The sequence below is a fragment of the Serratia sp. CY33802 genome, assembly GCF_052169095.1.
Taxonomy (GTDB): Bacteria; Pseudomonadota; Gammaproteobacteria; order Enterobacterales; family Enterobacteriaceae; genus Serratia; species Serratia bockelmannii.
Genome location: NZ_JBJNLL010000007.1, coordinates 110,065 through 123,288 on the forward strand (window position 1 = coordinate 110,065; position 13,224 = coordinate 123,288).

At 61.7% G+C, this 13,224-nt stretch carries 14 protein-coding genes; 5 read left to right on the forward strand and 9 right to left on the reverse strand.

Going from position 1 to position 13,224, the window contains the following annotated elements:
* Positions 1-75: 75 nt before the first annotated feature.
* Positions 76-999: a LysR family transcriptional regulator gene (locus ACJ8HA_RS19250; protein WP_173888467.1), complete on the forward strand. Its 924-nt coding sequence runs from the start codon at positions 76-78 to the stop codon at positions 997-999.
* A 27-nt stretch (positions 1,000-1,026) separates the two neighbouring features.
* On the opposite strand, the gene ACJ8HA_RS19255 is transcribed toward ACJ8HA_RS19250, so the two are convergent.
* Entirely contained in the window at positions 1,027-1,935 is a 909-nt protein-coding gene (locus ACJ8HA_RS19255) for a LysR family transcriptional regulator (protein WP_442515452.1), read from the reverse strand.
* 108 nt (positions 1,936-2,043) lie between these two features.
* Here ACJ8HA_RS19255 and ACJ8HA_RS19260 point away from each other — a divergent pair, with 108 nt between their 5' ends.
* Positions 2,044-2,928, forward strand: a complete 885-nt coding sequence (locus ACJ8HA_RS19260; protein WP_025304082.1) for an MBL fold metallo-hydrolase — start codon at positions 2,044-2,046, stop codon at positions 2,926-2,928.
* A 68-nt stretch (positions 2,929-2,996) separates the two neighbouring features.
* Positions 2,997-3,644: a DsbA family protein gene (locus tag ACJ8HA_RS19265; protein ID WP_025304083.1), complete on the forward strand. Its 648-nt coding sequence runs from the start codon at positions 2,997-2,999 to the stop codon at positions 3,642-3,644.
* Between the two features lie 28 nt (positions 3,645-3,672).
* Here the strand turns inward: ACJ8HA_RS19265 and ACJ8HA_RS19270 are convergent, their stop codons facing one another.
* Positions 3,673-4,380, reverse strand: coding sequence for a tetratricopeptide repeat protein (locus ACJ8HA_RS19270; protein WP_442515453.1), 708 nt, complete (start codon positions 4,378-4,380; stop codon positions 3,673-3,675).
* Positions 4,381-4,585: 205 nt separating this feature from the next.
* Between ACJ8HA_RS19270 and ACJ8HA_RS19275 the strand changes: the two genes are divergently transcribed.
* Positions 4,586-6,313: an ABC transporter ATP-binding protein/permease gene (locus tag ACJ8HA_RS19275; protein WP_346412237.1), complete on the forward strand. Its 1,728-nt coding sequence runs from the start codon at positions 4,586-4,588 to the stop codon at positions 6,311-6,313.
* 36 nt (positions 6,314-6,349) lie between these two features.
* On the opposite strand, the gene agaF is transcribed toward ACJ8HA_RS19275, so the two are convergent.
* Genes agaF through agaR form a run of 6 tightly spaced genes read right to left on the reverse strand, consistent with a single transcriptional unit; the run spans position 6,350 to position 11,030 of the window.
* Positions 6,350-6,784 carry a PTS galactosamine/N-acetylgalactosamine transporter subunit IIA gene (gene agaF, locus ACJ8HA_RS19280; protein ID WP_346412238.1) on the reverse strand — a complete coding sequence of 145 codons (435 nt, stop codon included), beginning with the start codon at positions 6,782-6,784 and terminating at the stop codon, positions 6,350-6,352.
* A gap of 10 nt (positions 6,785-6,794) precedes the next feature.
* A complete protein-coding gene (locus tag ACJ8HA_RS19285; RefSeq protein WP_025304087.1) occupies positions 6,795-7,688 on the reverse strand; it encodes a PTS system mannose/fructose/sorbose family transporter subunit IID in 894 nt (297 codons plus the stop codon).
* On the reverse strand, positions 7,678-8,457 hold the full coding sequence (gene agaW, locus ACJ8HA_RS19290) for a PTS N-acetylgalactosamine transporter subunit IIC (protein WP_197765207.1): 780 nt from the start codon (positions 8,455-8,457) through the stop codon (positions 7,678-7,680). Before agaW ends, ACJ8HA_RS19285 begins: the two co-directional genes overlap by 11 nt.
* A gap of 14 nt (positions 8,458-8,471) precedes the next feature.
* Positions 8,472-8,948, reverse strand: a complete 477-nt coding sequence (gene agaV / locus ACJ8HA_RS19295; protein ID WP_019455696.1) for a PTS N-acetylgalactosamine transporter subunit IIB — start codon at positions 8,946-8,948, stop codon at positions 8,472-8,474.
* A gap of 1 nt (position 8,949) precedes the next feature.
* On the reverse strand, positions 8,950-10,233 hold the full coding sequence (locus ACJ8HA_RS19300) for a D-tagatose-bisphosphate aldolase, class II, non-catalytic subunit (RefSeq protein ID WP_308379655.1): 1,284 nt from the start codon (positions 10,231-10,233) through the stop codon (positions 8,950-8,952).
* 23 nt (positions 10,234-10,256) lie between these two features.
* Entirely contained in the window at positions 10,257-11,030 is a 774-nt protein-coding gene (gene agaR, locus ACJ8HA_RS19305) for a transcriptional repressor AgaR (protein WP_004931804.1), read from the reverse strand.
* Between the two features lie 503 nt (positions 11,031-11,533).
* On the opposite strand from agaR, the gene ACJ8HA_RS19310 reads away from it, so the two are divergent.
* Positions 11,534-12,745 carry a CynX/NimT family MFS transporter gene (locus tag ACJ8HA_RS19310; protein ID WP_043139780.1) on the forward strand — a complete coding sequence of 404 codons (1,212 nt, stop codon included), beginning with the start codon at positions 11,534-11,536 and terminating at the stop codon, positions 12,743-12,745.
* A gap of 183 nt (positions 12,746-12,928) precedes the next feature.
* Here ACJ8HA_RS19310 and ACJ8HA_RS19315 read toward each other — a convergent pair whose 3' ends face one another.
* The gene (locus ACJ8HA_RS19315) at positions 12,929-13,042 is read right to left on the reverse strand and encodes a YmiA family putative membrane protein (protein WP_049232362.1); all 114 of its coding nucleotides are present in this window, start codon (positions 13,040-13,042) and stop codon (positions 12,929-12,931) included.
* Positions 13,043-13,224: the final 182 nt, after the last annotated feature.

The following is a 13,224-nucleotide window of genomic DNA, read 5'->3' on the forward strand; positions in this document are numbered from 1 at the left end:
CGGGTGAAAAATATCTATTTAGCCGTAGTCTATTCATTTATGATATGACTTTCTCTATAGTCGAGCAGCCTCGCCATGCACAGCATCTCTTTGCGGCAGATCGAAATCTTTCGGGCGGTGATGACCACCGGCAACCTGACCGAGGCGGCAGCCCTGTTGCAAACCTCGCAACCGACCGTCAGCCGTGAGCTGGCGCGCTTTGAGAAGCTGATCCGGCTGCAGCTGTTCGACCGGGTGCGCGGGCGCTTGTCCCCCACGGTGCAGGGCCTACGGCTGTTCGAAGAAGTGCAACGCTCCTATTATGGCCTCGATCGCATCGTCAACGCCGCCGCCGGCATTCGCCAGTTTCAGCAGGCGCAGCTGTCGATCGTGTGCCTGCCGGTATTTTCCCAATCGCTGCTGCCGGCGGTGTGCCGGCCCTTTATCGAACGTTACCCGGAAGTCAGCTTCAGCGTGATCCCGCAAGAGTCGCCGCTGCTGGAAGAGTGGTTGTCGGCCCAGCGCCACGATCTCGGGCTGACGGAAACCACCCTGACACCCGCGGGCACCGAACGGGTGACGCTGATGACGTTGAACGAAGTGTGCGTGCTGCCGACGGGCCACCCGCTGCTGGTGAAAGATCGGCTGACGCCGCAGGACTTCGCCGGGCAGAACTTTATCAGCCTGTCGAGCACCGACAGCTATCGCCACCTGCTGGATGCGCTGTTCGGCGAACAGGGCGTCGAGCGCCGCATGGTGATGGAAACGCACAGCGCGGCGTCGGTGTGCGCCATGGTGAGAGCCGGCGTGGGGGTGTCGATCGTTAACCCGCTGACCGCGCTCGACTATGCCGGCAGCGGCGTACAGGTGCGGCCATTCAGCATCGACGTACCGTTCACCGTCAGCCTGATCCGGCCGCTGCACCGCCCTTCGTCGGCGCTGGTCACCGCCTTTATCGACCACCTTCATCAGCAGGCCGCCGCCTTTGCCGCCCGGCTGGCCGCCGCCGTCAGGCGCTGAAAGCGGCGTGGGAATATTGCCGAAGTATCAGCGCAGCGTCGCCTGCCACTGCGGATCGGTGGCGAACCACTCCACCAGAAAGTCCAGCATGGTGCGCAAGGTGGCGGGCATCTGGCGGCGCGAGGTGTAGATGCCGTAGATGCCCATCGACTGCGGCCGATAACCCGGCAGCAACTCAACCAGTTTGCCGCTGGCCAGCAGCGGCGCCGCCGAATAATAGGGTTGCATGGAAATGCCCGCCCCCTGCACCGTGCCGGCCATCAGCACCACCGACTCGTTGGCGCTCAGGTTACCGCTGACCGCCACCGCCGATTTCACCCCCTGTGCGTCGAAATGCCACAGGCTTTTGCCGAAATAGGAGTAAGTCAGGCAGTTGTGCAACGCCAGATCCTGCGGTTGGCGCGGGGTACCGTGCGCCGCCAGATAAGCGGGCGCGGCGCACACCACCGACGCACAAGTGGACAGCGGCCGGGCGATCAGGTTGGGATCCAGCTCATTGGTGATGCGCAGCGCCAGATCGATGCGCTCTTCCACCAGATTCACCGCCCTATTGTTCATCTGCAGATCGACCGCCACCTGCGGATGGCGCTTCAGATACTGAGCGACCGCCCCCACCAGCGCCGTTTGCCCGAGCGATTGCGAACAGGTGATGCGCAGCAGGCCGCGCAGCTCGTCGCTCTGCCCTTCCTCCACCAGATCGATTTCCCCCGCCAGCGCCAACATTTGTCGGCAGCGCTCCAAAGTACGCTCCCCGGCGTCGGTCAGACTAAGCTTACGGGTAGTGCGGTGCAGTAAACGCGCCCCGGCCCATTGCTCCATCTGCGCCAGGTAGCGCGTCACCATCGCGCGCGACATCTCCAGCGTTTCCGCGGCGGCGATCATGCTGCCGCGATCGACGATGGTGACAAAAACCTCAGCGGCGGTAATGCGATCCATAATTAGTCCGATTTATGCAACGAATAATTGCTTATTATCCGGTTTTTCTATCGCTTTATGCAACCTAACATCATTACAACATTAACCGATACCTAAGGACCTCTGCCCATGTTTAAGAAATCACTGTTAACTCTGGCCTTCACCGGCGTCGCCACCCTGAGCACTTACGCCACCGCTGCCGATACCCTGACCATGGAAGTGTATAACCCGGGCGAGAAAAGCGTGTTCCCGGTGTCTTCCGAAATCGTCAGCGGCAAACACGAAGTGGCGCTGATCGACGCTCAGTTCCAGCGTAACGATGCCGAAGAGCTGGTGAAAAAGATCAAGGCGACCGGCAAGAAACTGACCACCGTTTATATCAGCCACTCAGACCCGGATTTCTATTTCGGTCTGGACGTGATCAAGGCAGCCTTCCCGGAGGCGAAAATCATCGCTTCGCCAGGCACCATCAAGGACATCAACGCCACCAAAGACGGTAAAGTCGCCTATTGGGGCCCGATCCTGAAAGACAACGCGCCGAAAACCGTGATCGTGCCGCAGCCGCTGCAGGGCGACAGCTTCACCATCGACGGCCAGAAAGTGGAAGTGAAAGGCCTGAACGGCCCGACCCCCGATCGCACCTTCGTGTGGATCCCGGCGCTGAAAGCGGTCGTGGGCGGTGTCGCGGTCGCCGGTGACAATATCCATCCGTGGATCGCCGACAACCAGAGCGTAGAATCGCGCCAGCACTGGCAGCAGACGCTGAAAAATATCGAAGCACTGAAGCCACAGGTCGTCGTGCCGGGCCACTTCCTGCCGGGCGCAGCGCAAACGCTGGCATCGGTGCACTTTACCCAAAAATACCTGACCACGCTGGAAGCCGAGCTGCCGAAAGCCAAGGATTCCGCCGCGCTGATTGAAGCGATGAAAAAACACTACCCGACGCTGAAAGACGAGTCGAGCCTGGAACTGAGCGCGAAAGTGCTGAAAGGCGAGATGAAGTGGCCGCAATAAGCGCCCGTGCGTGATTGAACCAGCCCTGGCGCCGCGGTGAACTGCCGCGCGCCAAGCGAGGAGTAAAAATGACCGAAACCACTCTGCATTATATTTTCGATCCGCTGTGCGGCTGGTGCTACGGCGCCGCGCCGCTGGTGAAAGCGGCTCAGAGCCTCCCCGGGCTGAAGGTGGTGCCGCACGCCGGCGGCATGATGACCGGTAACAACCGCCGCCAAATCACCGACGAATGGCGCAACTACGTCATTCCGCACGACAAACGCATCGCGGAGATGACGGGCCAGCCTTTCGGCGAAGCCTATTTCAACGGCCTGCTGCGCGACACCACGGCAGTGATGGATTCCGAGCCGCCGATCACCGCTATCCTGGCGGCGGAGAAACTGGCGGGACGCGGGCTGGACATGCTGCACCGCATTCAGCGGGCGCACTACCAGGAAGGCCGGCGCATCGCCGACACGCCGGTGCTGGAAGCGTTGGCGAAAGAGCTGGGGTTGCCTTCGGCGGCGTTTATCGCCGAAATGCGCTTTAGCAGCGGCGCGCCAACCGCGCAACACATCGCGGAAAGCCGGGCGCTGCTGGCCAAAGTGCAAGGCCAGGGCTTCCCGACCTTTGCGCTGCAGGACAGCGAAGGTCGCCTGCATCTGCTGCCGGCCGGCAACTATCTGGGCAATGTGGAAGCTTGGAAAAACCTGCTGGGCGCCGCCGCGCTGGCGTAACCCTTCTCGCCCCGATCGCCGGGGCGGGTCATTCGACCCGCACGAACCGCCCTTCCGCCCGCACGTTGTGACCGAACCCGCAATCCCCCCGCGTGTGCATCTCCAGCGCTTGTTCGCCAAACTCCAGCATGACGTCGCAGACCTGCGCGCTTTCCGCTTCATGCTGGTGGTAGACAGCCTTGCCGTGCTCAATGGGCAGCTCGGCGGTGAAATCGCCCATGTTCGGCCCGTAATACAACCCCATCTGCGGCATGGCGTAGCCGGAAAAATCAATCAGCCACCGCTCGCCCTGCGGCTTCACCGTCACTTCGCTCCACACGCCGCGCCCGGCGTATTGCCAATACACGCCGGCCGGCCCCTGCGGCTGTGGCCGCTGCGCCAGGCGTTGGCGCAACAGGCTCATGTTGTGCTGCGATTTGTCATCGTGCGGCGCCAGCGCCAGATAGGCCTGCGCCTTGAGCAATTCGCCGGCGTGCATCAGCGACAACGCCACGTTGTTGTAAGCCGTGGCGACAGCCTGCTCGCTCAGGCCGCAAAACTCGCTCCAAGCCGCCTGATCGCGAAAGATGTCGGCGGCTTTAGCGTAATCCTGCCGCTGATAGGCCTTTTTTCCCAGTTCGGCGTAGCTCGCCACCTTTTGGCAGTCGGCGGCGATGTCCGGCTCGTCAATGTGCGCCCAGGCCCGGACGCTGGCGAAGACGCCGCAGGTCAGCAACAGAGGAAACCAAGCCTTCATCGTTTATCCTTTCTGCAAAAATTCGGCGCCAGTATAACCGCCCGGCGCCGGAGTGTATGCCGCAATTGCGCCCAGCTGCACGCTGCCGGCGATTCAGCCGCTTTATTTCAAACGGTTAGCGGAGTTAAAACTGCTTACAGTCACGGTTTGTTTGTTACCGGCCCGCAGCCCATGCTGAACGAAATACCGCAATTATCGAGCCGTTATGAACGCAACCCCCTTGCAGAAACACGCCGTGTGGCAGCTGATCAAACCCTTTTGGGTGTCGGAGGAACGATGGCGCGCCTGGATGATGCTGATCGCCATCGTCATCCTGTCACTCGGCCTGGTCTATATCAGCGTGCTGATCAACCAGTGGAACCAGGTGTTCTACGATGCGTTGCAGAACAAAAATTACCCGGTATTCAAGACGCAGCTGTGGCGCTTTACCTATCTGGCGCTGATTTTTATCGTGTTGGCGGTCTACAAGATCTACCTCACCCAGGGGCTCCAGATGCGCTGGCGGCGCTGGATGACGGAAAAGTTCATGGGGAAGTGGTTGGCGCACCAGGCGTATTATCACACCGAGCAGCAACAGATCGTCGATAACCCCGATCAGCGTATCGCGGAAGATCTCAACGTATTGACCCAATATACCCTGTCGCTGTCACTCGGGCTGCTCTCCAGCCTGGTGACGCTGTTTTCCTTTATCGACATTTTATGGCACGTCAGCGGGCCGATGACCTTCGCGCTCGGTCAGCACGCCATCACGCTGTCCGGCTATATGGTGTGGTTCGCGCTGCTGTATGCGGTGCTGGGATCGCTGCTGATCTGGTGGGTCGGCAAACCGCTGGTCATGCTGGGCTTCAACCAGGAACGGTACGAGGCGAACTTCCGTTTCGGCCTGATCCGCATCCGCGAAAACAACGACGCCATCGCGCTGTACCACGGCGAACCGCGCGAGGCACAGCAGCTAGGCGATCGTTTTGACACCATTCGCAGCAACTGGTGGGCAATTATGCGCATCACCCGGCGGCTGAACATTGCCACCAACTTCTACAGCCAGTTCGCCATCGTGTTTCCCCTGCTGGTGGCCGCGCCGCGCTATTTCTCCGGCGCCATTCAGATGGGCGGCCTGATGCAGATCGCCTCGGCCTTCGGTCAGGTACAGGGGGCGCTGTCGTGGTTTATCGACGCGTTTAACGACTTGGCGACCTGGAAAGCCTGCGTTAACCGTTTGGCCGGCTTCAACGCCGCCGTCGATCAGGTTCACCATCAGCCGCGCGGCATTCAGCTGCGGGAAGAGGCCGCCCATCCGTTAACGCTGGATAATCTCAGCCTGAACTTACCCGACGGCCAGCCGCTGCTGGCCGGCGCCAAGATGACGCTGCAACGCGGCGATCGCCTGCTGATCGTCGGCCCTTCCGGCTGCGGCAAGTCGACGCTGCTGCGGGCCATCGCCGGCATTTGGCCTTACGGCGCGGGCGCCATCGGGCTGCCGGCCAACGCCAATACCCTGTTCCTGCCGCAGCGCAGCTACATTCCGATCGGCACGCTGCGCGAGGCGCTGAGCTACCCGAGCCAGGCGACACAATACAGCGACGAGCAGCTGATGCGGGTGCTGGAAAACTGCCGCCTGAAGCACCTGCAGCGCTGGCTGGATACCGCCGCCAACTGGAGCCACCGCCTGTCGCCGGGCGAGCAACAGCGGCTGGCGTTCGCCCGCGCCCTGCTGATTCGCCCGAGCATCCTGTTCCTCGACGAAGCCACCAGCGCGCTGGACGACGAAACCGAGCAACTGATGTACTGCCTGCTGGTGGATGAACTGCCGGACGTGACGCTGATCAGCGTGGCGCACCGCAACAGCGTGGCGAAGTACCACCAGACCTGCTGGCGCTTCAGCCGCAGCGAAGATCAACCGGCGCGCCTGGCGCTGAGCCCGCTGCCGGTATAACCCGCAGAGCCGGGCGCTATCGCGCCCGGCGTTCGTTCAGATGCCGTCGGTCTGCACGTCTTCGCACTTCACTCGGTGGCGCTCATGCCACAGGCTGGTCAGGCCCCGTTTGCCGCACGCCAGCGCCACCTCGCGAAACTCATCCAGGCTCAACCCGTCGCGCTCCAGCATCATTTCCGCCGCCAGCTGCATATTGACGCCGGTGAGCACTTCGCAATCGCCCTGCTCATCCGCCAGTTCGCAGGCGCTGCGAAACGGCGAACCGCCGAGCATATCGGTCAGGAACACCACGCCGTCCGGCTGCATCACCGCAGCCAGCGCCGAGCGTAGGGCGTCCCTGAGCTGCGCGGTACTCATCTGTTCGGGGAAATCAACCGCCGTGCAGTACCGCTGCGGCCCCACCACCTGTTCCACCGCCTGCAACAGCCCGGTGGCAAAACCGCCGTGGCCGGTAATCACAATGCCTGGCATAGCTCGCTCCTCACAAAATGCCGATAAATTTGCCCACTACGCCAATCGCTACGGTGACGCCTATCAGCTTCACCGGTGAGAATCCGCGCTTCATCAGGAAGAAAATAAGCAGCGTGAAACACAGCGGCAATAAATTGGGCATCAACTTGTCCAGCACGTCGGTCTGCAACGCCACGCTGGCCTTGCCGGCATGCATCACCAGCGGCGTGGACAGGTGTACATACGAGGCCACCAGCGCGCCGATCACCGTCATGCCGACGATCGACGCGGCGTGAGAAATGCGCCGGGTATGGGTCTTCAACAGCGCCAGCGCGCTGGTGCCGGCCTGATAGCCGTAGTGCGCCAGCCCAAAACGCAGGCCGAAGTGGAACAGGTTGAACAGCAGCAGGAAGACGATCGGCCCGAACAGGCTCCCTTCCAGCGCCAACGAAGCGCCTATCCCGGCGCAAATCGGCAGCAGCGTCAGCCAAAACAGCGCGTCGCCGATGCCGCCGAGCGGCCCCATCAGCGCCACTTTCACCGCGCGAATGGTGGAGATTTTCTCCTTGTTCTGCTCCATCGCCAGCACCAGGCCCGACAGGAAGGTGACGTCGAACGGGTGCACGTTGATAAATTCCATGTGCATCTTCATCGAGTTGGCCAGATCCTGCGGGTTGCGGTGGATCTTGCGCAGCCCGGGGATCAGCTGATACAGCCAGCCGCCGGCCTGCATGCGTTCATAGTTGAACGACGCCTGCAACAGCAGCGAACGCCAGGCCATGCGGTTGATGTCGCCGCGCGTCAGCGCTTCGGCGGGCTGGCTGTCCAGATAGTCGTCCTGCTCCACCTGGCTGGTGGCCAGCGCCTGCGCCATGCGTTGCTCGGCCTTTTGCGCCAGCAGATCGTCGGAATCGTTAAATGCCATCTTCGGCGTCCTCCTGCGGAGCGTGCCGGGCCGTCGCCTCTGCCGCGCCGCGTTGCGTGTTGAAGAAGTCGATCAGGGCGATCGCCAGGGCACCCAGCGCCACCGCCAGGATCGGCAGCTTGAGGAACGTGACCGAGATGAAGCCAAGGATAAAATAGGCCACGTAGGTTTTTTTCATCATCACCTTCATCAGCAGCGAGAAGCCGATCGCCGGCATCATGCCGCCCGCCACCGCCAGCCCGTCCAGCAGCCAACCTGGCGCCTTTTGCACCATGGCGCTGGCCGCATCGGCGCCGAAGTAAATCGGCAGGAACGCCACCACGAAATAGAAGATGAACAGGATGCTGATGCCGAGGTAATTCACCCGCTCAATGCCGCGCCAGTTCAGCTCTTTCACCATGCGATCGCAGCGGTGCATCATCGGCGAGAACAGCGTAAACAGCAGCGTGATGCAACCCTGTACCGCAATCGAGAACGGTACCGCCACGCCGATCGCCACTTTAGGATCGGCCTTGGTCAGAATGGCGAAGGCGGTGCCGATCACCCCGCCAATCACCACGTTAGGCGGTTGGGCGCCCGCCAGCGGCACCATCCCCATCCACACCAGCTCCAGCGTGCCGCCCACCAGCAACCCGGTGTAAACGTCGCCCAAAATCAGCCCCACCAGCGGCCCCATCACCACCGGCCGGTGGAAGTGGGTCAGACCGTCGAACAGGTCAACCCCCGCCAGCCCGGCCAACAGCGCAATCAATAACGCATCCGTCAACATGCTTTCCCCCAGGCTCAAAAGAGCAGTTTGCCGATCGCCTCACCCGCTTCATCTGGCACCCGGCGCACTTCGCACTCCACGCCCAGCGCCGCCAGCGCGCGAAACGCGGCCACGTCGCCGTCGTCCAGCGACACCGTTTTGTGCACCTGCCGCTTCCCCTCGGCGAAGTGCATATTGCCGACGTTGACGAAACGGATCGGCACCCCGCCGCGCACCAGCGTCAACACGTCCTGCGGTGTTTTGCACACCAGAAAAATCTTCTGCCGATCCGCCGCCTTGTGGATCACGTCGATGGTTTTCTGCAGCGTGAAGTAGCGGGTCTGCACCCCTTCCGCCACCACCATGTCCATCAGGTTCTGCTGCACCGGATCGGCGGCGGCCTCATCGTTGGCCACCACCACCAGGTTGGCACCGAGGGTATTGGTCCAGGTCACCCCCACCTGGCCGTGCACCAGGCGATTGTCGATGCGGGTCATTAAAATATTCGGCATGTCAGCGGCCCTCCGGGTAACAGGCGGCGTGGTAATCGTCGAGCACCTGCGTCACTTTATGCAGCACCCACTCCTGCGGATCGGCGCTCAATTCGCCGGCATTCAGCGCCCGCGCCTGATCCGGCAGGTACTGGCTGAGCAGCGCCAGCGGCACCGGGCTGCGGCGCAGGTTGTCCAGCAAACCGTCGACCGCCTGCTGCACCTGCGGCTGCGGCCAGTAGTAACGCACCCGATCGCTCAGGCTGTAGTGGCGATCGAGATACTGCTGGTGCGGCGTGCCGTGGTAATAGCGGCTCCACTGCTGTGGCTGCTCGCGCATCACCTGCTCCAGCGTGGCGCACAGCTGCGCCGACTGGCGTTCCCCCAGCCATTCGCGTTCGATGCGATCGAGGGCGAACAGCGCTTCGCGCAGCGCGAAGGTCAGCGCCGGCCCCACCTTCAGGATGGCGAAGTGATCGCGCACCAATTGGCGGTAGGCCTGCGGCGGTTGGTAATCCGTAGAGTGCGCTTCATAGATCATGCCCGGCTGCCGTTCGATGAAATGGCTCAATGCGTCGGCACGCTGCGGCTGGTAATGCTCAACGCTGTGGTGATCGAACTCGACGCCCGGCTGCACCACCAGCGCAATGGTTCGCTGCCAGGCATCATTCAGCTCGGCTTTTTGCCAGGCGATACGATGCGTTTCCAGCGTTTGCTCCACCGCCTGCGGCGTGGTGACCTGCAGACCCGCCAGCGCCTCCTGCGCGCCGCCCGGTACCGGCACTTCGGTGCCGATCACATAGACCGGCGCTTCGCCGCCGCTCTGTGCCCAGGCCCGCTCCGCCACCGCGCACAGGCGCGCCGCACGCTCGGCGACCGTGGCATCCCCCAGGGGCGAGGGATCGCCGGCGCACGACATGGAACAATCGAGGTGAATTTTGCGAAATCCGGCGCGAACGTAATCGTCGATCAAGGTTTCCGCCAGCGCCATCGCCTCCTGAGCCGGGCGATCTTGCCAGGCGTTGGGCCCCAGATGATCGCCGCCCAGCCACACGCGCTCGCGCGCCAGGCCAGCCTCATCCGCCAGGCGCCACAGCGCATCGCGGAACTGGGCCGCCGTTTGGCCGGTATAGCCGCCGAACTGATTGACCTGGTTGGACGTCGCCTCTACCAATACCGGCGTGCCGCGCGCTTTGGCCTGCCGCAGCGCGGCCTTCAGAACCCAGGGATGGGCGGAACAGACGGAAAAGATCCCGACCGGCATACCGGCCTTGTGCTGCTCGACAAGCTGTAACAACTGCTGCATGAAGCCCCCATGCAGGCGCCCTGCTACCGATCGGCGATGATGACCTCCACGCCCAGCTCGGTTAACGCCCGCTCGTAATCGTCCGGAAGACGGCTGTCGGTGATCAGCCGATGGATTTGTCCGGCTTCGCGAATCATGCAAAAGCTCTTGCGACCGAATTTGCTGGCATCCGCCACCGCGATAATCTCGCGTGCCACCTCGCACATCACGCGATTGAGGTGCGCCTCACCGGGGTGAGGCGTGGTGATGCCGGCGCTCAGATCGAACCCGTCGACGCCCAAAAACAGTTTGTCGAAGCGGTACTGACGCAATTGCTGCTCGGCAGCCGGACCGTAGAGCGAGTAAGAGTTGCGGCGCACGCTGCCCCCCAGCACCATGACTTCCACCCCGTCGTTTCCCGAAAGCTCGTAGGCAATGTTCAGCGCATTGGTCATCACCACCAGATCGCGCCGCCCCTTCAGGAACGGCACGATCTGCGCGGTGGTGGAACCGGAATCGAGGATCAACGCATCGCCATCGCGCACATAGCCGGCCGCCGCATTGGCGATCAGCGTTTTGACGTCGCGATTCAACCGCCCTTTGTCCCGCAACGGCCGATCGAAAGCGAATTGCTGATTGAGCATTGCGCCGCCGTAAGCGCGCAGCGCACACCCTTTTCGTTCCAGAAAGCGCAGATCGTTGCGGATCGTCACCGTGGATACCGCAAACTGTTTGCTGAGCTGCTCCACGCGCACGCTGCCGTGCTCGCATAACAGATCGATAATGTGTTCACGTCGCTTTGCGGTATTCACTGGCATGAGCTGCGGTCCTCAGGTTTCCGGCATCGCCGGGGAGAAGATGGCTTTCGCTCTACTGCGCTGGCATTACAGCAAAGCGAAAGCAATGAAATTGTGATCGGGCTTACAGCCCCGTTTTAGCAAAAAAACCGCCAAAAAACCTTTCGAATCGAAACGAATCGAAAAGCAAAAAGTGGAATGGGAGAAAAATGAAATGCCATGACGAGCGCTACCCCCCGGAGCGCTGAGACGTGGGCTGCACGGAAAGCGAAAGCGGCGCATGGTGCGCCCCACGCCATGACTTTTAGTTCACTCAGTGACCAGGATCACATAATGATAATTATCCTGCGGCCGGCGGGGATTAACCGCCACCATCCCGCCGGGCCATCCCCTTGTCAGTACGAGCCATCTTCCCTACACTTGCGATCAGATATCGGCCCCTTGTCGGTACGTAAGCGTTAACGTCAATCAACGCATCACGCCATGCAGCGCTGATTGACTGCATGCCCTGGTGCGAGGAACCCATGCCGCAACCCGCTTCATCCACCGCGACCCCGCGTCGCCGGTTACACCGCCCTATTTTGCTGATCGTCGGCATTATGCTGATCGCGGCCAACCTGCGCGCCGCCCTGACCAGCGTCGGCCCGCTGCTGGAGCAGATCCAGCAACAGCTGGCGTTGTCCGCCACCGCCGCCGGCCTGATCAACTCACTGCCGCTGATCCTGTTCGCCGTTCTCTCGCCGCTGACCCCAGCGCTGGCGAAACGCATCGGCATCGAGCGCACCCTGGGCCTGGCCCTCGCGCTGCTGGTCTGCGGTATCGTGCTACGTTCCCTGCCGCAAGACGCCATGCTCTGGCCGGGCAGCGTCCTGATCGGCGCCGCCATCGCCTTCGCCAACGTGGTGCTGCCAACGCTGGTGAAAAGAGATTTCCCACATCGCGCCGCCGCGATGATCGCTGCCTATGCGGCGGTGATGTCACTGGTTGCCGCCATCGCTTCCGGCCTGGCCGTGCCACTGGCCTCCCTGGCCAACCTCGGCTGGCGGTTCTCTTTGCTGTGTTGGGGTTTGCCCGCGCTGCTGGCGCTGTTGGTGTGGCTGCCGCAGCTGCGGCGCTCCGCCACCCCCGTCCCCAAAGAGCCGCAGCCAACAGAGCTGCAACGCTATCGCTCTCCCTGGGGCAGCGCACTGGGTTGGCAAGTAGCGATGTTCATGGGGCTGCAATCGATCGCCTTCTACACCATCATCGGCTGGTTCAGCGCCTTTGCCGCCAGCCACGGCACCTCCGCTCAGCAGGCGGGTTTCGAACTGTTCGTTTACCAGGTGGTGGCAATCGTCGCCAACTTTGTCATGGTGGTGATTTTGCCGCGTGCGCGCGATCAGCGGGCAATAGCGTTGGGCAGCTCGCTGCTGATCTTCATCGGCGTCGGGGGATTATTGGTGCAACCCGCCAGTTCACTGGTGTGGCTGACGTTTGCCGGGTTGGGGGCGGGGAGTTCGCTGGTGCTGGCGCTGTCGTTCTTTGGATTGCGCAGTCAGCATCATCATCAGGCGACGCTGCTGTCGGGTATGGCGCAATCCGTCGGTTATCTGTTAGCGGCGCTGGGGCCCACCCTATTTGGCTTACTGCACGATCTGACGGAAGGCTGGCGCTGGCCGTTGATCGCCCTGCTGTGCCTGACCGTCTTGCAAATGCTGTTCGGCGCGTTGGCCGGCCGCAGCCGCGTGATCAGCTAACGCTGCGGCGCGATGGGGGCCGCGCCGCCTCAGAGTCGGTGTCCTGCCATAAATCTTCAATAAAGGCGCGCTGCTCATCGCTCAGCACCCATGACGGCGGAATTTTGGACGGTGCGCGACGCTCAGCGCCCTCACGGTTTTTAGCCTGCTTTTTGTTCACGAATCGCCTTCCTGCTTAACCTGCTAACTCAGTAACCAGTAAATCACGGCGGCGGTTAACAGCCAGAATAGCCCGCTACCGATAAACACACACAGCCATGCTCTACGTTTGATATCAGATCCATCCTTGCTCACCACAGCGCCCTCAACCAATAGATTAAACCATTCAAACATTAATTATCGATCTGTTTTAACGATCGATAAAGTCGTTTTTTCCTATGGAAATTTAAAAAACAGCTGCTAGCCATAGATCTGCATTACCGCCCTGGTAAGAACGGCACCGTGGATATCACTGTTATCGGCAGGCGATAACTTGAATT